The organism is Pseudophaeobacter sp. TrK17 (assembly GCF_042192375.1).
Classification (GTDB): Bacteria; Pseudomonadota; Alphaproteobacteria; order Rhodobacterales; family Rhodobacteraceae; genus Pseudophaeobacter.
This window is the reverse complement of the sequence record NZ_CP071700.1, coordinates 608512-632025: the sequence shown is the minus strand read 5'-3', so window position 1 is coordinate 632025 and position 23514 is coordinate 608512. Positions and strand designations below refer to the sequence as shown.

Below are 23514 nucleotides of genomic sequence, written 5' to 3'. Positions count from 1 at the left end.
CATGATGCCTATCCGAGGTCGGGAAACACCGCCGTTTGCTTGACTGTGCCATAGACAAAACTGGTCTCAATTGATCCCACCCCGCCGATAGGATGGATCTTGTTGCGGATAAAATGCTCATAGGCATCCAGCCCCGCCACCAGAACCCGCAGTTGATAGTCCACCTGCCCGGTCATCATGTGGCATTCCAGCACTTCCGGCATCGCCAGGACCTGACGCTCAAAGGTCTGCACCACCTCCTGGTGGTGCCGCTCCAGCCGGATCCGCACAAAGATCTCCATGCCCAGACCATAAAGCTTGGCATTTGCGCGGGCGGAGAACCCGGCGATCACCCCAGATTTTTCCAAATTCCGCAGCCGCCGCAAACAGGGGGATGGCGACAGGTTGACCGCCTCGGCCAGATCCTGATTAGACATCCGCCCGTCCCGTTGCAGGGCTCGGATAATCTGCCGGTCTTTTTGATCCAATGTCGCCAAATCAGCCTCCAGTTCCGAAATATTGGCAGACTATGCCAATAAATACCAAAATCATGGCATAATTCGCAATTTCATCACGAAATAACAAGGGCATCATAGCGCCAGACCCGCGACAGGAGCCTGCGATGACCCATCCTACCGACACCACGCCCGGCTTTGCCACCCGCGCAATTCATCACGCTTATGATGCACAGGCCAATGAGGGCGCCTTGACGCCGCCGCTGCATCTCACCTCGACCTTTGCGTTTGAAACGGCCGAAAGCGGTGGCGAAATGTTTGCAGGCGATCGCCCCGGGCATATCTATTCCCGCATCTCCAACCCTACCCTGGATCTGTTGGAGCAACGCATTGCCACGCTCGAAGGTGCCGAAGCCGGATTGGCGCTGTCGTCAGGCATGGGGGCAATCACCTCGACGCTCTGGACCTTGCTCAGCCCCGGTGACGAAATCCTCGTGGACAAAACGCTCTATGGCTGCACCTTTGCCTTTATGCGGCACGGGTTGCAGAAATTTGGCATCACCGTTTCCCATGTGGACATGACAGATCTGGCCCAGCTGCAGGCGGCGATCAGCCCACAGACTCGCGTGGTCTATTTTGAAACCCCGGCCAACCCCAATATGCGGCTGGTTGATATTGCCGGCGTCAGCCGCATTGCCCATGCCCATGGCGCAACCGTTGTAGTGGATAACACCTATGCCACCCCCTATCTGACCCGCCCGATTGAGCTGGGCGCCGATCTGGTGCTGCATTCGGCCACCAAATATCTTGGCGGTCATGGGGATGTTGTCGCCGGGTTGCTGGTCGGGCGGGCCGAACAAATCCAAGAGATCCGCCTCACAGGTATGAAGGACATGACCGGAGCCGTCATGGCGCCGTTTAATGCAATGCTGGTCCTGCGCGGGCTGAAAACCCTGGCGCTGCGGATGGAGCGCCACAGCAGCACCGCCGCCGAAATCGCCGATTGGCTAGAGGCACATCCGGCCGTGGCCACAGTTCACTACCCTGGCCTGCCCAGCTTTGATCACTATGACCTGGCCTGTCGCCAGATGGCCCTACCCGGCGGCATGATTGCCTTTGAACTAAAAGGCGGCTTGCCCGCGGGGCGGGCGATGATGAACCGGCTGAAAATGATCACCCGCGCGGTGTCGCTGGGGGATGCGGAAACGCTGATCCAGCACCCGGCCTCGATGACCCATTCCACCTATGCGCCGGATGAGCGTGCCGAACATGGCATCACCGAAGGTCTGGTGCGGCTGTCTGCCGGGTTGGAAAATGTCGCTGATATCCTGCAGGATCTGGAACAATCCCTGGAGTTTGTGCAGGAACAGGCCGCCTGAGCGCGGCCTAAAGACCATCTATTACACCGGTTAGAACCGTTGCGGGGACAACGCCGCAAGCGAGATTTCAGGTGGGCGGGCCATCACCAGGTCCGCCACCAATTCCGCCGTCGCCGCCGATTGGGTGAGGCCCAGATGACCATGGCCAAAGGCATAGATCACCGCATCTGAAGCGGAGGAGGTGCCAATCACCGGCAGGCTGTCGGGCATGGAGGGACGGAACCCCATCCACTGGGTGCCGCCCGTGCGATCCAGCTCCGGCATAAAGCGGCAGGCCTTTTTCAGCAGCACATCAGCGCGTTTGAAATTGGGCGGCAGTTTCAGCCCGCCCAGCTCAACCGCGCCGCCAATACGCACGCCGCCATTGATCCGGCTGGCAACAAATCCGTGGCTGCCAAAGGTCACATGGGTTCTAAGGTCAAAGGCCCCGGCAGGCAGGGTGGTGTTATAGCCGCGTTCGGTTTCCAGCGGCAGCGCATCCCCGAGGCCCCGCGCCAACTGATGTGACCAGGCGCCGGCGGCAAGGACCACGCGATCCGGGGTAACTCTGTGACTGCCCAAATCCAGCGAGACCGAACCCCGGTCCGCACTCAGCCCTTTGACTTCCTGAACCTCGATACGACCACCGCGCGCCATGAACTGCCCGGCCAGGTATTCGCACCATGTCTTTGGGTCCACCGTGTTTATCCAGTCCGGCGTATAGCCAGCATGGGTGAATTGTCGGCTCAATCCCGGTTGTATCTCGGCGATTTCATCCGGGTTTTGCAGCAGCTCATAGCGAATACCGGCCTGACCACGTGCCTCCCAGGCTGGCAGGCTGGCCTGGTATTGTTTTTCGCCCTCAAACAGTTGCAACTGGCCATCGCGCTGGATCAGAAATTCGCCATCCGTATCGCTGATCTGACGCTCCAACGCCGCCCGCGCCAGCCCCATCAACGCCGATTGCGCCGCCATGGACGCGGCGTAACGATCGCGCCAACTGGCCCGCCAGAACCGCAGCAGCCAGGGCGCCAGCTGCAGGGCATAGCGCGGCGGGATCGACAACGGCCCCATGGGATCCAGCAGCCATTTGGGGGCCTTGCGCATCATCCCCGGCGTCGCCAGTGGAATGATTTCACTAAAGGCAAAGGCCCCGGCATTGCCCGCCGACGCCTCTGCTGCCAGCCCTTTGCGATCATAGATCGTCACCTGATGGCCGAGACTTTGCAGGCGCAACGCAGTGCTCACCCCAACAATGCCAGCACCAATCACAGCAATCGTCATGCTGCCCTGAGAAGACGCTTTTGTCGCCGCCGCTTTGCCCATCGGATGCCTCTCACGTTGTGCCAAATCACTACAGGCACATCCCGGTGCCTATAGTGGGGTTATCTCGCGATGTCAGGGCAGTGTATAGGCCGTCTTTACCCGCGTGTAGAATTCAGCAGCATAAGAGCCCTGTTCGCGGGCGCCATAGCTGGATCCTTTGCTGCCGCCAAAGGGCACGTGGTAATCCACCCCGGCGGTGGGCAGATTGACCATCACCATGCCCGCTTCAGCATTTGCCTTGAAATGGCTCGCCTGTTTCAGCGAGGTGGTGCAAATTCCTGCGCTCAGACCAAAGGCGCTATCATTGGCCAGCGCCAGCGCCTCATCATAGTCGCGCGCCCGCAGGACCGAGGCCACCGGGCCAAAGACCTCTTCGCGGTTGATGCGCATGTCGTTGCTGGTCTCACTCACCAAGGCAGGCGCCATGTAAAAGCCCTCCTGCGCCAGGGTCAGGCGCTCCCCGCCAATGACAGTGCCGCCCTCGTCAGCTGCGATCTTCAGATAGGACAGGTTCTGCTCCAGCTGTCGCGCATCCACCACTGGCCCCATCTGAATGCCCGCCTCCAGCGCATTCCCAACCTTCAGCCCCTGCATCGCGGAGGTCAAAGCAGCGACAAACCGATCATGGATGCCCTCGGTAACGATCAAACGGGACGAGGCGGTGCAGCGCTGGCCAGTGGAGAAGAAGGCCCCGTTCAGACAGGCCGCAACCGCCAGATCCAGATCAGCATCATCCAGTACCACCATGGGGTTTTTGCCGCCCATTTCCAGCTGCACCTTTTTCAGGGTCTTGGCACAGGAGGCCGCAATTGCGCGGCCCGTCGGCACCGACCCGGTAAAGGACACCGCATCGACATCGGGGTGGTCGACCAGATGCTGGCCGACACTTGCCCCCTTACCAAAGACGATGTTGAACACGCCTTCAGGCAGTCCAGAGCGCGAGATGATTTCGGACAGGGCCCAGGCACAGCCGGGGGTGAGCTCGGCGGGCTTTAGCACCGCGGCATTGCCATAGGCCAGAGCCGGCGCAATCTTCCAGGCGGGGATGGCGATGGGGAAATTCCACGGTGTGATCAGTCCGACAACTCCAACCGGTGCGCGGGTCACATCGACCTCGACACCGGGGCGGACCGAGGCCAAGCGATCACCGGTCTGGCGCAGGCATTCGCCGGCAAAGAATTTAAAGATCTGTCCCGCACGCGCAGCCTCGCCAATACCTTCGGGCAGGGTCTTGCCCTCTTCGCGTGACAACAGCTGCCCCAGCTCAGCCTGGCGGGCCAGGATCTCGCTGCCGATGAAATCCAGCACGTCAAACCGCATCTGCGGCGTGGCCTGCGCCCAATCGGCGGCGGCAGTTCGGGCACTGGCAACGGCGCGATCCATGTCGGCTGTCTCGCTGAGTGCCGCCATACCAATAACGTCGGTAATATCCGACGGGTTTACATTGGCGCTGCCATCACTGGTGTTTTCCCAGCTACCGGCAATCAGATTTGTGTAGTCCATAGTCATACGTCCTTTGAGTTTTTGACCTGTTTTCAGAGCTGAATGCCGCTGCGATAGGGGTCGTTTTCTGCAAAAATCAGGGTTGTGTCAGCGGTGACATGCGCCGCGCCCTCGATCTGTGGGATCACCTGACCCGCGCCATTGCGGCGATACCTGAGGGTGTAAGTGCTGCCGATGATGCTCTCTTGAATCCAGGCGGTTCCTGGTTCCAGCAGGCCATCCTCAGCAAGACAGGCCAGTTTGGCAGAACAGCCGGTCCCGCAGGGCGAGCGATCATAGGCCCCACCGGGGCACAGCACAAAGTTGCGCCCATGGCTTTGCGGGGATTGTGGCGCGGAGATAAATTCCACATGGTCGATCCTGGCGCCCCTGGCCCCGGTGATCCCACCCGTCCAGAGGGCGTCGCGAATAGCCAAGGCCGCTGAGGTCAGCGCTGCGATGTTTGTCGCCTCCAGGGCCACCGGGCAATCAGGGGTGAGAAAAAACCAATTGCCGCCCCAGGCGACATCCCCGATGATCCACCCCAGCCTTGGCAGCTCTAGCGAGACGGATTTGAACTGGCGATAGCTGGCGACATTTTCCACCACCGCCCGATTTGGGGAAATCAGGTCCACCTCGACCACGCCGACCGGGGTTTCAAGACGGTGCAGGCCCAGATCAATCCGTCCCAAATGGTACAGCGTCACCAAGGTTCCAATGGTGGCATGGCCACACATGCCCAGAGTGCCAGCCGGGTTGAAGTAGATCACCGCCGCGACACAGTCCCGGTCCTGTGGAGGCAGCAACAGCGCCCCCACCATGGCGTCGTGGCCGCGCGGCTCCAGCAGGACGGAGGCGCAGAAATCGCTGTGGTCTCGCCACAACCTTGCGGCGCGATCCGCCAGCGACCCGGATCCAAGCTCCGGGCCACCGCTCAGGATCACACGCGTTGGTTCTCCGGCGGTGTGACTGTCGATCACCCGCATGGTCAGGCGGCAGTATCGGGCTGCAGGGCCCAGTCTGCATACCATGTCTTGAACAGGGTATATTGCGTCTCGACATAGCTGCGCTGGCTCTCGGTGAGCGCGTCGCTCTCGTTGAAGTGCAGGCCGTAGGCGCTGTCACCGTTCAGCACCATGAGGTGTTTATAATAGAGCACCAGATCCGGTCCTTCATCAAAGGACGACAACACGCCAAGCGCCGCTTCCAGCTCTTTCGCCCGCTGCCGCGCCCCGACATCGCCCGCAGCGGCCCGCTGACACAGCGCCACCAGATGCAGCACTTCGCGCGGCAGGGCGTTGCCAATCCCGGTAATGGCCCCGGCGGCACCGCAGTTCACAAACCCATGGAAAACGGTGGTATCCACCCCAATCATCAGAGTGACGCTGTCATCATGTCCGGTGATGTTTTCAGCCGCATAGCGCAGATCATCTGCGCCGCCAAATTCCTTGAATCCCACCAGGTTGGCGTGCTCTGCGCGCAGAGCAAAGAACAACTCCGCCCGGGTGGCAAAGCCGTAGTAGGGGCTGTTGTAGATCACCGCCGGCAAGTCCGGGGCCGCTGCAAGAACCGCCTTGAAATGGGCCTTTTGTGCAGCGCTGGAGGATCCCCGTGACAGAACGCGCGGGATAACCATCAGCCCCTGGGCGCCAACCTCCGCCGCATGGGCGGCATGCGCTGCTGCCAGTTTACTGTTCACCGCGCCGGTGCCGACGATTGTGGGCACCCCGGCAGCCACCAGACGCGCCACACCCTGCATGCGGTCCGCATCCGTCAGCAGTGGCCAATCGCCCATGGAACCACAATACACCACCGCCGACATGCCTGCCGCAATCAGCTCCTGCCCCGAGCGCACCAGCGCATCAAAGTCCGGGCGGCGATCCGCAGTACAGGGGGTCATCAGGGCCGGGATACAGCCGGAGAAGATATTTTTGCTCATGGTCTTTTCCTTTCAGAACCAGCCTCTGCGGCCGAAGAGTGACAGGCACCAAAGCCCCCCTGCCCTGCTCTGGCCCCAGCCTTGAGGGCCGTGAATGGAGCAGGAAAGCGACGGTTGCTGTGGTGGCGCCTGCGCGGTTCTATTTCATATTGGATCCAATTTACAATATATTTTCTTACGCAACTTTCCTCAGCAAAGAAATAGCGCTATGAACACTGCAGGAGGAGTGCCCTATGAAGTTGAATTCCGTCGATATTTCAAAAACCGCTTCGGTGTCCTCGATCGTGTTTGAGGCCCTGCGCAAAGCCATCATCGAGGGCGACGTCAAAGAGGGGGAGCCCCTGCGCCAGGATGAAATTGCCCGGCTGTTCAACACCAGTCGAATCCCCGTGCGCGAGGCGATCTCCCGGCTGGAAGAACAGGGTCTGGTCAAAACCCAGCGCTACAAAGGCGCTGTTGTTTCTGGGCTTTCTGCCACCGAAGCCGAGGAAATATTTGATTTCCGGGCCTTGATCGAACCCGAGGTGATCCGCCGCGCCGTGCCCTTGATGTCGGCAGAAACACTCGAAACCGCCCGCGCCTCCTGGGCGGCGTTTTCGGCCTCGGCGGACCCGATGAGCTGGGGAGATCTCAACCGGGATTTCCATTCAACCCTCTACCGGGCCAGCGGGCTGCAATACCATCTGGATGTCATCGACAATGCCATGGACCGGATTGACCGCTACCTGCGGGCGCAGCTGGTGATGTCGAACGGGATGGAACGCGCCAACCAAGAACATATCGCCATCTGGGAGGCCTGCCTGGCCGGCAATGCCACCCAAGCTGCCGAACTGACGCGGCTTCATATCTCCGGCGCCCGGGAATCGCTGATTCAGAACATAAACAGCCTGCGCTGAACCCGCCGACACTGAATGGCCCGCGCAAAGAAAAACGCGCCCCCTGTTCCCAGAGAGCGCGTTTCACAGTCTTCACCCCTTGGTGGGGGATCAGGTCAGAGCAGTGCCAGATTGACCGCAGCCTCACGACCATCCCGGCCGGGCTCGATGTCGAAGGACACTTTTTGATTGTCGGCCAGACCAGTCAGGCCAGAGCGCTCAACCGCAGAGATGTGCACAAACACATCCTTGCTGCCGCCATCGGGCGCGATAAAGCCAAAGCCTTTGGTAGAGTTGAACCATTTTACGGTGCCAGTAGCCATTCCGTATACTCCCTAAAAATTGCTGTCCGCAGGAGTGCGACAGCCCGGCGTTGTTGAGTCTGGATCGAAGACTGAACGCCGTTATTCCGGAGGCAGCAGGTCGACATAGAGAAACACAAGCACTCAAAATATGCGACTGCTCTCGTTTCGTTTCAAGAGTACATTTCCGGTTTCACTCGATAGAGGCAATTTTTTGCAAGGCCAGCACCCCGCCCCATGTGCAATCTATCCGTGCAGGCCAAATCCCCCTTTCCCCCGCTCAAATGTAGCCGCGGGCACAGAGATTGTCGCGGCGGGCAAGTTGACGTAGTTTATAAAAGAATTCCGACATTCCGAGGGGGGGGGAGGCACCATGCTTGGCAAGTTGGCACATGTTGAAAAAGTCTTGGGCGTCACAAATTCCGCCTCGGCTGCTGCCCGCTCTCGGCTGGCGGCAAGCTGGAGACGTTCGGCAGACAAACACGGACTCGACCCTGCTGAAAACCGGGGGCCAGAACGCATTGATAGCACCCACCTTCGCGAACGGCAGGAAGTGCTCGAGACATTCATGACCGTATCAGCGCCAAGGCTGGACAGTCTGTTCTCGCTGGTTGGGCAATCCGGCTGCGCTGTGCTGTTGACCGATGATGATGGGGTGGTTCTGGATCAGCGGGTTGCCGAGGCAGACGCCCCGGTCTTTGAATCCTGGGGGCTGTGCATCGGCGCCGATTGGAGCGAAGAGCGCGAAGGCACCAATGGCATCGGCACCTGTCTGACAGAACAGCGGCGGGTGATTATCCATCGCGACGAACATTTCTATGCGCGAAACACTGCCATGAGCTGCATTGATGCCCCGATCTATGGGCCAGAGGGGCAGATTGTGGCGGCGCTAGATGTCTCCTCTGCCCGGGCCGATCAAACAGAGGCCTTTAACCGGCTGATCGCAGCCCAGGTTTGCCAGACTGCACGGGCCATTGAAGAGGCTAATTTTCGCGCAGCCTACGACCGCACCCGCATCATTGTTGCCGAAAGCGACGATGCCGAGGCTGCGACGCTGTTGGCGGTTGATGCCCATGACCTGATTGTCGGCGCCACCCGCGAGGCCCGCCGGGTGTTTGGTCTGGCGATGACAGGCGCCCTGACACCCCGCCCCGCCGCAGATATTCTTGGACGCGAGGACGGGCCCACAGGCTTTGAAAAAGCCGAACACGCCGCTGTGGTGCGGGCACTGGCGCGCTCTGACGGCAATGTCTCACAGGCGGCCCGCCAGCTAGGCATTGGCCGCGCGACGCTGTATCGGCGAATGAAACGGCTGGGTTTGGAGTAAAGTATCGCCAACCTGTCTCACTCCTGAGACACCTTTGGTCCTCCGGCTTTTCCAGCTGGCAGACAAACGCCCCCCAGCAGGGGCAGTGTCCTGAGCAATCCGGGAGGAGGTCCCGGTATTTGTGGAGGATACCAAATGAACGACATGACCCATACCGAGAAAGGCACCTATGTCTCGCCTTTCAAACCGCGCTATGACAACTTCATCGGCGGTAAATTCACCCCACCTGTAAACGGTCGCTACTTTGACAATGTGACCCCGATCACCGGCGAAATAATCACCGAATGCGCCCGCTCGGATGCCGCCGATGTCGATTTGGCCCTGGATGCGGCCCATGCCGCCAAAGACAGCTGGGGCAAGACCTCAGCATCTGAGCGCTCCAACCTGCTGTTGAAAATTGCCGATGCCATTGATGCCAATCTAGAGCGTCTGGCGCAGGCAGAAACCTGGGACAACGGCAAACCAATTCGCGAAACCATGGCCGCTGATATTCCTCTGTCCGCTGATCATTTCCGCTATTTTGCCGGGGTCCTGCGGGGCCAGGAAGGTAATATGAGCGAGATCGACGCCGACACGGTGGCCTATCACTTCCACGAACCCCTGGGCGTTGTTGGCCAGATCATTCCCTGGAACTTCTCCATTCTCATGGCGGCCTGGAAGCTGGCCCCTGCCCTGGCGGCGGGCAACTGCATCGTGCTGAAACCTGCGGAACAGACCCCGGCTGCGATCATGATCCTGGCCGAAATCATGGCGGACTATCTGCCCGCAGGTGTGTTGAACATCGTCAATGGCTACGGCGCCGAGGTCGGTGCGCCTTTGGCCAGCTCCCCGCGCATCGCCAAGATCGCCTTCACCGGCTCAACCGCGACCGGGCGCAAGATCATGGAAGCTGCGACCGCCAACCTGATCCCGGTGACGCTGGAACTGGGCGGCAAAAGTCCAAACATCTTTTTCTCTGATGTGATGGCCAAGGATGACGCTTTCCTGGACAAGGCCGTCGAAGGCTTTGTGCTGTTTGCCTTCAACCAAGGGGAAGTCTGCACCTGTCCCTCGCGTGCCCTGATCCAGGAAGACATCTACGAGGCCTTCATCGAGCGCTGCATTGAGCGGGTCAAAGCCATTAAACAGGGCGACCCGCGCAATCCGGAAACCATGGTGGGGGCGCAGGCTAGCACCGAGCAACAGGAAAAGATCCTGTCCTACCTGACCATTGGCCGCGAAGAGGGCGCACAGGTTCTGGCTGGCGGCGGCGCGGCGCGCTTCAATGGCGAATTGTCCGGGGGCAACTACATCCAGCCCACCATCCTCAAGGGTCACAACAAGATGCGGGTGTTCCAGGAAGAAATCTTTGGCCCGGTGGTCTCGGTCACCACCTTCAAGGACGAAGCCGAAGCCTTGGCGATTGCCAATGACACCATGTATGGGCTTGGCGCTGGCGTCTGGTCCCGCGATGCCAATACCTGTTACCGCTTTGGCCGCGCAATCGAGGCCGGTCGCGTCTGGGTCAACAACTACCACGCCTACCCGGCCCATGCCGCCTTTGGTGGCTACAAGCAGTCCGGCATCGGCCGGGAAAACCACAAGATGATGCTGGATCACTACCAGCAAACCAAAAACATCCTGATGAGCTACAACCCAAACAAGCTCGGTTTTTTCTAGACCTCACCCCCGGCGGTGGCAGCTCGCTGCCATCGCCTCTTCCCAAGCCATCCCGCGTTGCGGTTGGCATGGTCTTTTGGGAGGCACTGTTGCCCAAAAAGAATTTTTTCACAATTTGCACTTAGAACTACCGGGAGTAAGCAAGAAGGCAATTACAGTGGCTGATCTGGAAAAGTGTAAGGCTTGTCGAAACGGTAACGGCTTTGAAATCCCCATTTCGATGGCGTTCCAGCCTATTGTTTCCGTTGGATCTGGAAAAGTGTTTGCCTATGAAGCACTTGTGCGGGGACAAGATGGATGCGGCGCGGGCCAGGTGTTCGAGCAGGTAACCGATGACAACCTCTATGCCTTCGACCAGAAATGTCGAAAAACCGCTATTGAACACGCCAGTCGTCTAGATCTTGGTGAAACTGGGTCGCTGTTGTCGATCAATTTCCTGCCCAACGCGGTCTATGATCCAAAGGCCTGCATTCGCCTGACACTGGAAACGGCCAAGAAGACAGGCTTTCCGCTTTCGCAGATCATGTTTGAGTTCACCGAGGTTGAACGCATTTCTGTGCCGCATCTTTTGAACATTCTCAACACCTACCGCCGCCTTGGCTTCTTGACCGCGATTGACGATTTTGGCGCCGGATATGCAGGGCTTGATCTGCTGTCGCGGTTCCAGCCAGATGTTGTGAAGCTGGATGCTGAGCTGATCAGGGAGATTGACAGCTCAAGTGTCAAACAAACGATTGTGCGGCATGTGGTGTCGATGTTGGAGCAACTTGGGATTATTGTTGTTGCGGAGGGCATCGAGACTGAGGGCGAATTCTCCTGTCTCTACGACCTTGGAATTGATTTGATGCAGGGTTGGTTGTTCGCCAAGCCAGGTTTTGAAAGCCTGCCCGGCGTTCGCTGGCCGCAAGCACTTGTAAAGCCAGACAGCAGTCGGTCCGCCTGACGCAGGCACTGCATCAGGTGTAAAAACACTTCACTGGTGTAGAGACACAGCCACATGAGCTACCGCCCAAAGTTGGGACACTGGCGTAAGCTGAGATTTGTTATCTGCTGGTCTTCAATACGAAGAAGGAGGTCGACGCTGACCGGCCCCCCCCTTGCGTCCGCTCACTTAGGTTCTGCTGCATTTGTTTGCTGTGGCGCGTAGCATCATTGTAGCACTGCGCATAGTCTCTGCGATATTTGCGACCTTGACCCTAGCGGCTTGCTGCGACAGGTCAAAGGGGTTCGCTACGCTGATCGTGGGACCACCTTGCGATCTGCGTTTGGCTGTAAGGAATTAGACTTTAGTGGCTATGATCTGGTTAGAAAGACATACTCGGTAAGGCCGTGTTACCCGAATGTCGGCGCCGAAGGTTTGGATTTGACCGGCGTTTCCGACAGAACCTCCAGAAAAGCCTTGGCTGCGGGGGAGAGTGATCTCCCGGTTTGACGCACCAGCCCAATGCGCCGCCGGGCCCCGAACCCTATGATTGATCGCTGGACCAGGCGTTCAGTTGGCAAAACCGGAAGTGTCAGTTCCGGCAAAGCCGTAATGCCCAGCCCCTCGGCCACCAGTGCACCCGCAGTTGCAAGATGTGCGACTTCAAACCGCGGCGAAAGCGGCCGATTTAACCGAAGGCAAGCGCTGTCCAGTAATTCACGTACGGACGTGCCATGTGCCATTGCTATGAACGGCATCTCCACCAGTTCTGACCAATCATATGCCCGATCTTCCTGAAGCGGTCCGTCGGGTGCGCCTATCGCAACAAATGCATCATCCATCACCGGTTGAAAGGCAAGCCGTGACCGCGTCGACAAAGTCCCCGACGTAAACCCGATTTCCGCACGCCCCGTTTCAATAACCTCGATCACACTTTCGGATAGCGCATCAATGATCTTCAAGTCGATGTCCGGATACTTGGCGGTGAAACGGCGCAAAATTCGCGGCAATAAGGCCGCCGTGACAGAAGGCAGGCCGGCGATTGTCAGCTGTCCATTGCGCGCAGACAGATGAGCGTCGAATTCCGCATGTGCGTCCTGTGCCGTGTTGACCATCCGCGCCGCGATTCGGGCAAGCACTGCGCCGCTGGCCGTAAGTCTGACGTTTCGGGTGTCACGGTCAAAAAGCCGTGTGCTAAGTTGGTCCTCAAGGGCCGATACCTGGCGCGAGAGCGCCGATGGCGACATGCGCAAAGTTTCAGCGGCTGCGCGGAACGATCCGGCGTCCTGCAATGTGAGGACGGCCATATAATCAGCCAAGGACATATTGTTGCGTTTCATGCATCAATTATCCCAAAGTCAAATATTTTCGCAACAAGCAATCCGTTGCATGCTCAACGCGTCCCCAAAAGGGCATCCAAGGGAGGAAAACATGAAACATACATTCGCCGCGCTTTTGGGCGCAACTTTGCTCGCATCGCCACTGGCAGCGCAGGAAACCGACCTACTCATCGGCTCGACCTCGGCATCGTCCAGTCATTACGGCTATTTCGTTGCGGTAGGCCAACTGATCAACGAAAACAGCGAAGGGCTGAAAGCCTCGGTTGTCGAGACAGGCGCAACGCTGGACAATATCCGGCGCATGGGGCGGGGCCAGATTGACCTTGGGCTTGTGACGACGAATGCCGTTCAGCATGCCGTGTCCGGCACCAACGCCTTTGAGGGCAACGCACAAGATCTGCGGTTGCTCTGGGTCTACACCAACGCGCCACAAAACGTTGTCGTTCGCGCTGATTCCGATGTGGCCAACCTCGGCGGGTTGGCGGGAAAACGCTTTAATCCAGGTATCAAAGGCGGCTCTACAGAAGCCACGACCGAGGCGGTGTTCAACACACTCGGCCTCAGCGCCGATTATGTCCGCGGCTCGACAACGGATATCGTAGGCGCAATCAAGGACAATCGCCTTGTTGGCTATGTCAAATCCGGCTCGGGCCTCAAGCTTGACGGCTCCACAATGGATATCGCGGTTTCGACAGATATTTCGGTTCTTGGACTAAGCTCGGAACAGGCCGAGACGCTGCGCGCAGAAATGCCAGACATTTCCGTCGTAGATATTCCCGCAGGCGCTGCTGATGGTATCCCGGCTTACAGCACCTGGGCCTTTGGTGTTGGTGTTGCCGCACCGGCGTCAATGGATGATGAAACGGCGTACCAAATCGTTTCGGCCATTATGGCCGACGATACGGCACAGGCCAATGCAATGGCCGCGCTCAAGGGGGCCAACTTGGCTCAGATGACTTTGGATTATGGCACTGTTCCTCTGCATCCGGGCGCTGCGCGCTGGTTCGAAGAACAGGGCATGGAAATCCCTGCCAAGCTGAAAGCCAACTAAAATGAGCCTCGCGAATATCCAAAAAGGGCTTGCCATATTGGTCGGAGCCTTCGTTTTCTATACAGCGGCAAGCGGGCCGTTCGAAGGGCTGATTCAGCGCGCGCTTTTCCTTGCGCTTGTGTCCTCTTTGGGTTTCGCACTCTACCCTTTGGGCGCTGGCAGTCGCTGGCGCCCGATCGGCATCGTAATTGATCTCGTGCTTTGTGTGCTTGTCCTGATCGCTTGCGGCTATGTCGTCTGGAACTACGACGACATAATGACATCCCTGCCCTGGGCCACATCCATAGACAAGGCGCTGACCGTAGGGCTTGTGCTGGCGGTGCTTGAGCTAGGGCGGCGCACTGTGGGACTGATCTTTCCGGTCCTCGTTCTGCTGGGGCTAAGCTATGCGCTGTTCGGAAATTTGCTGCCCGGAGCCCTACGGCATCGCGGCTTTGACACTGCCTTTGTGACCGAAACGATTTTTCTCGGGGATCTCGGGATCTGGGGTATGTTGACGGGCGTGGCGGCAACGGTCATAGCGGCATTTGTCTTGTTCGGGGCGCTCTTGCTTCACACCGGCGGTGGCCAGGCCTTCATGGATCTGGCCATGCGCCTTGGCGGACGTCAGCCCGGTGGCGCTGCCAAGATCGCTACCATTGCAAGCGGATTGTTCGGGATGATTTCGGGCTCTGCGGTGGCGAATGTCGCGACCACAGGCAACTTTACCATCCCGATGATGATCCGGTTGGGCTATCCCCGGCCCTTCGCTGCAGCGGTCGAGGCAGTGGCATCGACAGGCGGCCAGATTGCACCGCCAATCATGGGGGCTGCTGCCTTTGTCATGGCTGAAATTCTGGGCTTGCCCTACACCACAATTATCCTTGGGGCGATCATCCCGGCTGTCCTGTTCTATGCCTCTGTCTTTGTGACCGTGCATTTTGTGGCACTCCGCCGTGGTCTTGCCGTTGTCCCTGAGGACGAGTTGCCTGCATGGGCAACCATCGTGTCACCGCGACGCGTCGCACCGATCCTTTGTGCGCTTGGCGGGCTGGGCATCGGCATCTGGCTTGGCCGCTCTATTGCCACCGCTGCGTTTTACGGCGTCATTGGTCTGCTGATCGCATTTGTTGCGACCGAAGCGGGCAGACTGTCACCACGTGATATGATCGGCAAGATCATCAACGGGTTGGAAGACGCCGGAAAAGGCATGGTCATCATTGGCGTGCTTTTGGCGGGGGCGCAAGTGCTGGTGTCGATGATCAACCTGACGGGCATTGGCGTGACCCTGTCATCGCTGATTGTGTCGATGGCTGGCGATAGTGTGCCTCTGGTTGCGTTTATCGTGGGCTTTGTCTGCCTGATCATGGGCATGGGCCTGCCGACCACTGCCGCCTATGTCCTGGTTGCAGCGGTGCTGGCCCCCGCCATGACAGCCGTCGGTGTTGACCCTCTGGCCGCGCATCTTTTTGTGTTCTACTTCGCCACGATTTCCGTGATCACGCCGCCCGTCTGCGTGGCAGTCTTTGTCGGTGCAGGTATCGCGAAAACGAACTGGCTGCCTGCGGCCGGGCATGCGGTTCGCCTCGGAGCGGTGACCTATCTGGTGCCATTTTTGCTGCTGCTCTTTCCCGGCATGCTGCTTCAGGGTGGGCCCTTGGCAATCGCCGAAGCGATATTGGCCGGGGCGGTGCTTGTGCTTGCGGTGCCGACATTGCTCACTGGGTCGCCGCTTGTCGGAAACCGGCTGATCGACACGGTTTTGCTTATTGCTGTGATCATTCTGGCGGTCTGGCCGCACCCGATCACCCCTGTCATTGCCTTTGCCGTGTACTTCGGCGCCCGCAAACTGGGCCAAAATCACAGGGAGGTCGTAGCATGAACCCGTTCAGAATTGGCTGTGGTGCCGGGTTTCAAGGGGACCGGATCGAACCGGCTGCCGATCTCGCCAATCGCGGAGCGTTGGATGTGCTGGTCTTCGAATGTCTGGCAGAACGCACCATCGCACTGGCGCAAAAGGCACGGCTTGACGATCCCAACGGTGGGTATGATCCACTACTTGAGCGCCGCCTTCGCGCGACCTTGCCAGGCTGTGCAAGACACGGCACTAAGATTGTCACGAACATGGGGGCGGCCAACCCGCGCGCAGCTGCACAAAAAGCGCGCGCTATTGTGGCTGACCTTGGCTTGTCATTAAAAGTCGCAACGGTGACGGGTGACGATGTTTCCGACCAGATCGCGGATTACGTGCTCGACGAAATCAATCAACCCGCCTCTTCCCTGGGGCAACGCATGGTTTCGGCAAATGCCTATATCGGCATTTCAGCCATCGTTGAAGCCCTCACACACGGGGCTGACATCGTAATATGTGGACGTGCGTCCGATCCTGCCTTGTTCTTGGCACCTTTGGTGCATCATTTTGGCTGGGCAATGGACGACTACGAAAAACTCGGACGCGGTACATTAATCGGGCACCTTCTTGAGTGTTCCGCGCAAATTACAGGCGGGTACTTTGCGGATCCCGGCGTCAAGGATGTGCCTGATCTCGCCAATCTCGGCTTTCCTATTGCCGAGGTAACGGCAGACGGAAATGCCGTCGTGACCAAGCTTGAAAACACCGGCGGGATTGTCACGCCGGCCACCTGCACCGAGCAACTGCTGTATGAAATACACGACCCCGCGCGGTACTTCCAGCCGGACGTTGTAGCAGATTTCTCGCAGGTTACGTTCGAAGCCATTGGCAAAAACCGTGTGGCCGTGCGCGGTGCCACAGGCCAGCCCCCGACCGGGCAGCTCAAGGTCTCGGTTGCTTATCGGGACGGCTGGCAAGGAGAGGGACAAATCTCTTACATGGGTGTCAATGCCCGCGCCCGCGCCGAACTGGCGAGATCTATTCTGGACCAACGGCTTCAGGCATCGGACATCGGCGAACGTCTGGGCCAGCTGATCGGCAGCGCAGAAGATACCCGCCTGCGCTACACCGCCCGCTGCACCAGTGCCGCCACGGCCCGTTTGATCGGCGAGGAAGTAGAGTCGCTTTACCTATGCGGCCCGGCAGCAGGCGGCGGCGTTTCGAAATCAGTGCGGGAAATCATCGCCATTGCTTCGACATTGGTGCCGTCTGATAGCGTCCTCTTGCGCTCTGATATCTTGGGAGAGACCCATGAAGCTGCATGAACTTGCCCACGGCCGAACCGGCGACAAAGGCGATACCTCCAACATCTCCGTTATCGCCTATCATGCGAAGGATTTTGATCGGTTGCTTGTCGATATTACAACCGACCGTGTCGCTGCCCACCTCAACCAGCCGGCCAGTGCGGTGACTCGCTACGTGCTACCTCAGCTTTACGCTATGAATTTTGTTCTTAAAGGTGCTCTTAAAGGGGGGGTCACAAGATCCTTGGAACTGGACGCCCATGGCAAATGCTTATCTTCGGTCCTTCTTGAAATGTCGGTGACAACCGACCGCTCATAGCCCCCACATGAGGCACATATAATACAGGCTTTGTGTCAAAATTCTTGAGGAAAAGGTCGGTTGTTCTTGCGGGGTTCTACAACGTCGTCATAGTGATCAGAGCATATGTATCAGCGCTCTCTGCTGGAGGCATTTCGCCTCGGCCATGTTGCTGTATCCAATAGCCGTCGACCAGCGCCGCCCCCGTTTGGTGGAGCCCCCGTTGAGGTCCGTGAAATGCTGCAAGCCGCACCAATGTCGGGTTGGGGACAGCGGGATCAGGGCTGCCCTCGGTCGAAGGTCCTCTCCGGGCCGACCGGGCTGGTAAATAGCGTTTTTTGGCTAAGGGGACTGGTGTGCTATACTGTTAATAGTGGCCAATCGGCTATTTTTTTTGGGAGAATAAAATGAAGCATTTGATAATCGCTGCTACAGCAGGACTTCTGATTACCGGGACTGCGTCCGCTGACTCTCACCGGAGCCCGGCGCCCGAAGGGGCCAGCGCGTACATTGTTTCGCCGGCGGATGGATCAACAGTGTCAAATCCGGTTACCATCGTTTTTGGATTGGAGGGTATGGGCGTCGCCCCGGCCGGAACAGATGCGGACAACACCGGCCACCATCATCTTCTGATCGACACCGACCCAAGTACACTGGATATGGATTCCGGACTGCCCGCAACCGACCAGGTCGTCCATTTTGGGGGTGGCCAGACACAGGTGACCAAAGAACTGCCTGCAGGCACGCATACGCTGCAACTGTTGCTTGGTGATTGGAGTCACGTTCCACACAACCCACCTGTGATGAGCGAGGCGATTACAATCACGGTGGACTAACCGCTCCTCGAACCGCGGCATTACCCAACCGAGCACTCGTCTGAGGCCGACGAAGGTCGAACAAGTGCTACGAATGCTGGCAGCGCAGCATCACCGGCGCGTGGTCAACGATGGCTATGGCTGCGCTGCCGCCCGCAACAAGGGGGCGAGACCCGTCTCAACAGTGAATTTCAGCCCATCAAAGCCAAAATGCAGGATATCCGCGTTCATCTACTTTTGCCTACGTTTTTGTATTCGTGGAAGGCGGGAGTAGAAGCCCCCCCCCTTAATTTCGCCGTCTTGGGCAGTGGTTTGGGGAATGTTTATTGGATGTTGCCCGCCGATTATTGGTGCCTCCAGTATCTTTTGGCATAAGTTCAGCGCCTATTCCTTTGTAAGGAGGGAACTGCAATCTGTGATGTCGGCTGGGCTTTGGGGTTTGCGGATCAACCAAACTGGCCGTTCTATGCGCAGGTTTTGGTCCGCCGTGACGAGGCGACCGCGCAGGTTGAGATCTTCGTCGCATTGTAAAACAAGCGTGCGCATGGCGCCGTCACCAAAATCAAGCCCACCGGAATAGCTGCGAGGTGTTTCCCCTTGGCTGAGCAAAACGGTTTGCCCTTGGACGTTGAACGCAAGGGTATTGCGGCAATCTTGCGCGGTGACCCGACTGTCTGAAACCATGTAGTCGCCAAAGGGCATGGCAAAGCCCACGGCCGTCCCCACACCCCGCCCGATATGGGCATCGAAATCGCCAACGCACCATTGAGCTATGCCTTGCGGGTCGGGGTCTGTGTCAGGAGACGTGACCGTACCTGTCGTTGAGGCTGTGTCGGGTTGATTTGCCGTGGTCTTGCCTGTTGCAACCGTTAGCTCGCTCGACAGCGGCGCATCAGGCTCTTCGGCGCGCCTGGCGACGATGGTCAAATCCGGAACATCGATAACAACATCTCGCGGCGCCGGTTTGGTCACGATGATCAGATCCGGGACCTCAATGGTCATATCTTTGGGAATGGGCCGCGCCACAATAGTGAGGTCTGGTACGTTGATCACGATGTCCTGCGAAACGGGTTTGGCCGCAATGACGAGGTTTGGAGCATCAATGGTAATCTCCACCGATACAGGCCGCGCGATGATCGTCAGATCAGGCGCGTCTATCTCGATGGAACTCGCCCGATCGGGGATGATGGGTCGAGCGACAGGACGGGCCTCTAGGTCGCGGCGGTCTTGCGCATGTGCCGGCATCACCACCAGCGCCAAAAGGGGACTGAAAGTCAGCAATGCCACCAAAGGCAACATACAGGTTAATTGAGGTTTCACGCGACCTGGATGGTGGAATGGGGAAGCCATTTAACCACCAAGTTTTGCGCAGCGCTGTACCGGCTGATCGGTGGAGCCATCAGGACGCATTTGACCTTGGGCCGATGGGCAACTGCCAGCCTCTGCGGGCCGTATCGCAGTGCTACCTCTAACGAAATAGGGGGAGAAGGACGCGTCCACTGGCATCGCCTCACATCGCCAATAACCGTTGGTGTCGGAACTCTCTTTCAGATTTTCCGCCACATCGACATCATCAAGGACGATTGTGGCCTCTATGAAACCATCAGCAGTCTGGGGGCTGAACGTGGCACCATTCGGCACGAGGGTTACTTCCTTTTGGTAGGTGAAGGGCGTGCCATCCCACTGAACAAAAACCATTTCGCAACGTACTTTGATGCCTGTGGTAATCGTACTCGGATCACCCTCTACAGCGACCCGCACATTGAACGATATATCAGCCCGCTCGACGATACCGGGGGGCGTGTCCTGGGCGCTGATGGGGGAGGCAAGCATCGCGGTTGCAACGATAAGACCGAAAGTTTTGGATAATGGAGTCATGTTTCAAATTTCCATGTGATGGGGGTCAATCGCAGACAGCGCGGCGCTCATTGAACAGTGAAAGCGTGAAAGGCGCTGCGGAATAGTCGGCGGCACTCAGGCGGGAGCTGATGTCATCACCCGGACTGCGCGAAGCCATATAGGGAACAGCGTTATATTTAGAAAGCCCTGCCAATATGGGCCACGCGCAAGCGCAACTCGCCTCGGTGCCGCCACCGGATCGGCAGTACAAATCGAACAGCGACGCGAAGTCATCTATCTCCCATGCGGTGATGTCGCGGCCGTGGATGCGGGCCAGTTCGGCCTCATAGTCCGCAGACAGCGCACTGCGGTTGATATCGGCTCGGCTTTCTGTCGCCGCTATGGCGCCTTGCTCTGCGGCACGTTCGCGGGCTTTGCGTGCCTCAACCAAGGCCGTGTAGCGGTTCATTTCAGCGATGGTCGCGCTGGGGCCGGTGATACGCGCATAAAGCAGTTGTTCCTCAATGGTATCACCTGTCTGGGGGATCGGTGGTGGGGCGTCCCGCGCGGATAATTCCAATTCGCCCGATGCGCATTGCAGCAACACGGATGTCATGTCCTGTAGCAGCACCGTCGCGGCCATCATTTTCTGTGGGTCTTGTGGCATCTCCCCCAAAAACATCGTGATCGCAGTCGATGCGAGCGGATGCTGATCCTCGGGTAGATTGACGCGCCAGTTGTCGAAGAGGCAACCGCAAATCGGGGCGTCATTGCCACCGTCCACGCAACCCGCAATAAAATCAGGCCGCAGTTCATCTAGGCTTTGCGCGACAGCACCGAGTGGGGACAAGCCAATCGCAAGAACAAACATGACAAAACGGATCATTGAGAAGCGACCTTTTGCAGGGCTTCCATCATGCCACTTTTCATCATAGCGTCTTGGGACAATTGCTGCACGCCGCAGTCTTTGAGCAACGTCAAATAGGCCGAGCTTGGCGTGACGCTATCCATGTATTCAGGATGCTCGGTCATCGTCATGAAATTCAAGTCAGGATTGTCCCTGAGATACTGTAACGACACCAACCCGCCTTGGGTGTAGGCTTTTAGATCGTCATAATTCCCGACGCCAGCTGTCTGGTCATACATGCAGCCAAAGGCTTCTTCATAGGCCTCAGACCAAGTAAAATCCGGGGCGTAATCGTTCAACTCTGGTCGCGCACGGGTGAACAGCAAAAATGCCGCGACGGACAAATCTGGAAAAATGTTTTCCATTTGATCGAGGTATTCACCGCGGTTCATGTGCGCGGCATCAAACTTTTCAAGTTGTTCAATCAGGTCAGAAAAATCTTCTTCTGCGTTGACGATAAAGGGGGCGAGAATGAGGCTGGTCGCCAAAAGAAAGGGTTTCATTAGGTCTCTCTTGTAAGGGGATAATAGTTAAAATCGGGGCACGCAAAGGCCGAGACGGGCAGAAGCATCAAAAAGCAAAAGAAAGCCGACCTAGTCACAGGAACTCTCCAAGCTGTTGCAAATTCGGGCAACGCGAGCACGATAACGTCTCTATGTTCTGTAGCATCCGTCATTTGACGTATGCGGACCAAATTATTATGATTTCCAGATAAATGATTTAGGTCTTAGCTTCAGTCTCTCACTCGAAAGCTCTCGATGTCCGCCTCTCACGACGACAAGATCAATACGCCTGACCAGACGGCTATCCGTGTGTTGGGAGGGCTGTACGACATGGTCGCGGATGAGACCAACTTTGAGCCGATGTTTCACGCAATGGACGACTTCATTGACCAAGCACTGGACCTTCAGGAACCAGCCGCCTTACCTCCCGTCTGGCGCAAGGTATTGGCCGAGCATTTCGAGAAAGCGGACCGGCTTTTTGATGTTGTGCAAAAAGATGAACCTCCTACAGCTCAGGATTTTGTAGCCCGTCACACTTTGCCAGCCGCCGTGTTGGCGTCGGACGGGTCACTGTTGGCAGAAAATGAGGATTTCAGGGTTTTGGCCCGACGGGACGCCGGGCGTTCTTTGCAAGATTGCCTTGCCCACCCCAATGACCGCAAAAGGTTGCACGCCCTGTTGGGGCACGCGCAGGAAAGGCGACAGGCCTTGCTCACTTTCCAATTTGACGGATCTGACAAACCCTCTTCGTTTCTGGCACGCCGTTCCATACAATCAAACGATGCCTCACACGAGGTGATCCAACTGACATTGGTACACCCTTACTGGACCGGGCAGATCGAAGAGCTATTGCAATCCGCCTATGGGCTCACTGCCACCGAAATTGCCATCTTACGAGCTTTTGTGGCGTCTGGATCGGTTGCGGAAATCGCAAAGGCTCGTGGAAGGTCGATCCGGACAGTACGCACGCAATTGTCGCAGGTTTTTGGCCGCATTGGCGTCGATGGCCAGACGGAACTTGCGTTCTTTCTCTCGTCATTGGGGGTTTTGGCGGCCTCTACACCTGTTAATTCCACTGAAGATGGATCTCGCGCTTTAGCGCAGCATGTGGCACGCAAGACACTTCAAATTGACGACCGCGTGCTTGAATACCTTTTCTACGGCCCTGAAACGGGGACACCGGTGCTTTTGATCCAGCCGACCCACCCGCCTGGACTGACGCCAGACTTGCGCGCCGCGCTGGCAGCGGAGGGCCTTAGGATATTTGCCCCTCTGAAGCCCGGATCAGGCAAAACCACGTCGCAACCTGCTTCGCAAAGCATGCAAGACATGGTTCGGGACTATCAGTCGCTTCTGGACGCAGAGGGGGTCAGCAAGGCCATCGTGGCCGGGCAAGCGTCGGGGGGGTTATATGCATTGACCTTTGCCCGCCTTTTCCCCGCCCGCAGTGAGGCGGTTTTTCTCGTAGATACTGGCGTACCCTTTAAAGGGCGTGCCGAACTCATGGCCCTGCCGAAATCCGTTAGCCGGACGTTCATCCCAGCACGCTATTTCCCCGAAGTTCTAAAACTGCCCCATCGTCTTATAGCCGCAAACTTCCATCGCTCTGCCAAGGGAGAGGCGCGTGTCATCGATTATTTTTTCGAAAGCAGCTCTCTGGACCGTGCGCTGACCCGTACTGATCCTAAGTATTATGACATCACGCGCGACATCATTCGGTTCTCATTTGAATCTACCGACCGTCTGGTCAAGGACGTTTCACGCTGGGCAAGCGATTGGCAAGAGCTCTTGGACAATGTCGCCCATACCCATCACATCCGGTTTTTCCACGGAGCGCAAAATACGATGTTTCTGGCCAAGAACATCCAAGCCTATGTAGAAAACCACGCGACATGTGACGTAGTTCTGATCGACGGTTGCGCACAACTCGCCAGCTTTCAGCGTCCCGAAGCTTTTGCAGCCGCGCTCGCAGGTTTAAAACATGGGTGACAGCCCCATGAGG

Annotated in this window: 22 protein-coding genes; 11 read left to right on the top strand and 11 right to left on the bottom strand. The window is 57.9% G+C overall.

From position 1 onward, the window contains the following. Positions 1-8 precede the first annotated feature (8 nt). Positions 9-467: an Lrp/AsnC family transcriptional regulator gene (locus tag JZI28_RS03020; protein ID WP_375700070.1), complete on the bottom strand. Its 459-nt coding sequence runs from the start codon at positions 465-467 to the stop codon at positions 9-11. Positions 468-601: 134 nt separating this feature from the next. Between JZI28_RS03020 and JZI28_RS03015 the strand changes: the two genes are divergently transcribed. Beyond that, on the top strand, positions 602-1813 hold the full coding sequence (locus JZI28_RS03015; protein WP_375699198.1) for a methionine gamma-lyase: 1212 nt from the start codon (positions 602-604) through the stop codon (positions 1811-1813). A 30-nt stretch (positions 1814-1843) separates the two neighbouring features. Here the strand turns inward: JZI28_RS03015 and JZI28_RS03010 are convergent, their stop codons facing one another. The 4 genes from JZI28_RS03010 to JZI28_RS02995 form a co-directional block, all read right to left on the bottom strand. Then, a complete protein-coding gene (locus JZI28_RS03010; RefSeq protein WP_375699197.1) occupies positions 1844-3076 on the bottom strand; it encodes an NAD(P)/FAD-dependent oxidoreductase in 1233 nt (410 codons plus the stop codon). Between the two features lie 114 nt (positions 3077-3190). Further along, positions 3191-4621 (bottom strand): aldehyde dehydrogenase family protein, encoded by a 1431-nt coding sequence (locus JZI28_RS03005; protein ID WP_375699196.1) that lies wholly within the window; start codon positions 4619-4621, stop codon positions 3191-3193. Between the two features lie 32 nt (positions 4622-4653). Continuing rightward, complete coding sequence (locus JZI28_RS03000; protein ID WP_375700069.1) at positions 4654-5586, bottom strand: proline racemase family protein; 933 nt, start codon at positions 5584-5586, stop codon at positions 4654-4656. 2 nt (positions 5587-5588) lie between these two features. Continuing rightward, a complete protein-coding gene (locus JZI28_RS02995; RefSeq protein ID WP_375699195.1) occupies positions 5589-6539 on the bottom strand; it encodes a dihydrodipicolinate synthase family protein in 951 nt (316 codons plus the stop codon). Between the two features lie 233 nt (positions 6540-6772). Between JZI28_RS02995 and JZI28_RS02990 the strand changes: the two genes are divergently transcribed. Beyond that, positions 6773-7435, top strand: a complete 663-nt coding sequence (locus JZI28_RS02990) for a GntR family transcriptional regulator (protein WP_375699194.1) — start codon at positions 6773-6775, stop codon at positions 7433-7435. A 95-nt stretch (positions 7436-7530) separates the two neighbouring features. Here the strand turns inward: JZI28_RS02990 and JZI28_RS02985 are convergent, their stop codons facing one another. Then, entirely contained in the window at positions 7531-7737 is a 207-nt protein-coding gene (locus JZI28_RS02985; RefSeq protein WP_027239253.1) for a cold-shock protein, read from the bottom strand. A 352-nt stretch (positions 7738-8089) separates the two neighbouring features. On the opposite strand from JZI28_RS02985, the gene JZI28_RS02980 reads away from it, so the two are divergent. The 3 genes from JZI28_RS02980 (at position 8090) to JZI28_RS02970 (ending at position 11645) form a co-directional block, all read left to right on the top strand. Then, positions 8090-9043 (top strand): helix-turn-helix domain-containing protein, encoded by a 954-nt coding sequence (locus tag JZI28_RS02980; RefSeq protein ID WP_295447421.1) that lies wholly within the window; start codon positions 8090-8092, stop codon positions 9041-9043. A 135-nt stretch (positions 9044-9178) separates the two neighbouring features. After that, positions 9179-10702: an aldehyde dehydrogenase family protein gene (locus JZI28_RS02975; RefSeq protein WP_295447419.1), complete on the top strand. Its 1524-nt coding sequence runs from the start codon at positions 9179-9181 to the stop codon at positions 10700-10702. Between the two features lie 76 nt (positions 10703-10778). Beyond that, on the top strand, positions 10779-11645 hold the full coding sequence (locus tag JZI28_RS02970) for an EAL domain-containing protein (RefSeq protein WP_375699193.1): 867 nt from the start codon (positions 10779-10781) through the stop codon (positions 11643-11645). A gap of 389 nt (positions 11646-12034) precedes the next feature. On the opposite strand, the gene JZI28_RS02965 is transcribed toward JZI28_RS02970, so the two are convergent. Next, complete coding sequence (locus JZI28_RS02965) at positions 12035-12964, bottom strand: LysR family transcriptional regulator (protein WP_375699192.1); 930 nt, start codon at positions 12962-12964, stop codon at positions 12035-12037. A gap of 91 nt (positions 12965-13055) precedes the next feature. On the opposite strand from JZI28_RS02965, the gene JZI28_RS02960 reads away from it, so the two are divergent. The 5 genes from JZI28_RS02960 (at position 13056) to JZI28_RS02940 (ending at position 18284) form a co-directional block, all read left to right on the top strand. Then, entirely contained in the window at positions 13056-14015 is a 960-nt protein-coding gene (locus JZI28_RS02960; RefSeq protein ID WP_348153620.1) for a TAXI family TRAP transporter solute-binding subunit, read from the top strand. Between the two features lies 1 nt (position 14016). After that, entirely contained in the window at positions 14017-15876 is a 1860-nt protein-coding gene (locus tag JZI28_RS02955) for a TRAP transporter permease (RefSeq protein ID WP_375699191.1), read from the top strand. Beyond that, entirely contained in the window at positions 15873-17171 is a 1299-nt protein-coding gene (locus JZI28_RS02950; RefSeq protein WP_375699190.1) for an acyclic terpene utilization AtuA family protein, read from the top strand. The genes JZI28_RS02955 and JZI28_RS02950 overlap by 4 nt, the downstream gene beginning before the upstream one ends. Further along, positions 17158-17469, top strand: a complete 312-nt coding sequence (locus JZI28_RS02945) for a hypothetical protein (RefSeq protein ID WP_297340618.1) — start codon at positions 17158-17160, stop codon at positions 17467-17469. The genes JZI28_RS02950 and JZI28_RS02945 overlap by 14 nt, the downstream gene beginning before the upstream one ends. Before the next feature lie 386 nt (positions 17470-17855). Then, positions 17856-18284: a DUF4399 domain-containing protein gene (locus JZI28_RS02940; RefSeq protein ID WP_375699189.1), complete on the top strand. Its 429-nt coding sequence runs from the start codon at positions 17856-17858 to the stop codon at positions 18282-18284. Positions 18285-18647: 363 nt separating this feature from the next. Here the strand turns inward: JZI28_RS02940 and JZI28_RS02935 are convergent, their stop codons facing one another. The 4 genes from JZI28_RS02935 to JZI28_RS02920 form a co-directional block, all read right to left on the bottom strand. Then, positions 18648-19550, bottom strand: a complete 903-nt coding sequence (locus tag JZI28_RS02935; RefSeq protein WP_375699188.1) for a hypothetical protein — start codon at positions 19548-19550, stop codon at positions 18648-18650. A gap of 63 nt (positions 19551-19613) precedes the next feature. After that, a complete protein-coding gene (locus JZI28_RS02930) occupies positions 19614-20141 on the bottom strand; it encodes a hypothetical protein (protein ID WP_375699187.1) in 528 nt (175 codons plus the stop codon). A gap of 25 nt (positions 20142-20166) precedes the next feature. Beyond that, the gene (locus JZI28_RS02925; RefSeq protein WP_375699186.1) at positions 20167-20988 is read right to left on the bottom strand and encodes a hypothetical protein; all 822 of its coding nucleotides are present in this window, start codon (positions 20986-20988) and stop codon (positions 20167-20169) included. After that, positions 20985-21512, bottom strand: a complete 528-nt coding sequence (locus tag JZI28_RS02920) for a hypothetical protein (protein ID WP_297341297.1) — start codon at positions 21510-21512, stop codon at positions 20985-20987. Before JZI28_RS02920 ends, JZI28_RS02925 begins: the two co-directional genes overlap by 4 nt. Positions 21513-21767: 255 nt before the next feature. Here JZI28_RS02920 and JZI28_RS02915 point away from each other — a divergent pair, with 255 nt between their 5' ends. Further along, a complete protein-coding gene (locus JZI28_RS02915; RefSeq protein WP_375699185.1) occupies positions 21768-23501 on the top strand; it encodes a hypothetical protein in 1734 nt (577 codons plus the stop codon). Positions 23502-23514: the final 13 nt, after the last annotated feature.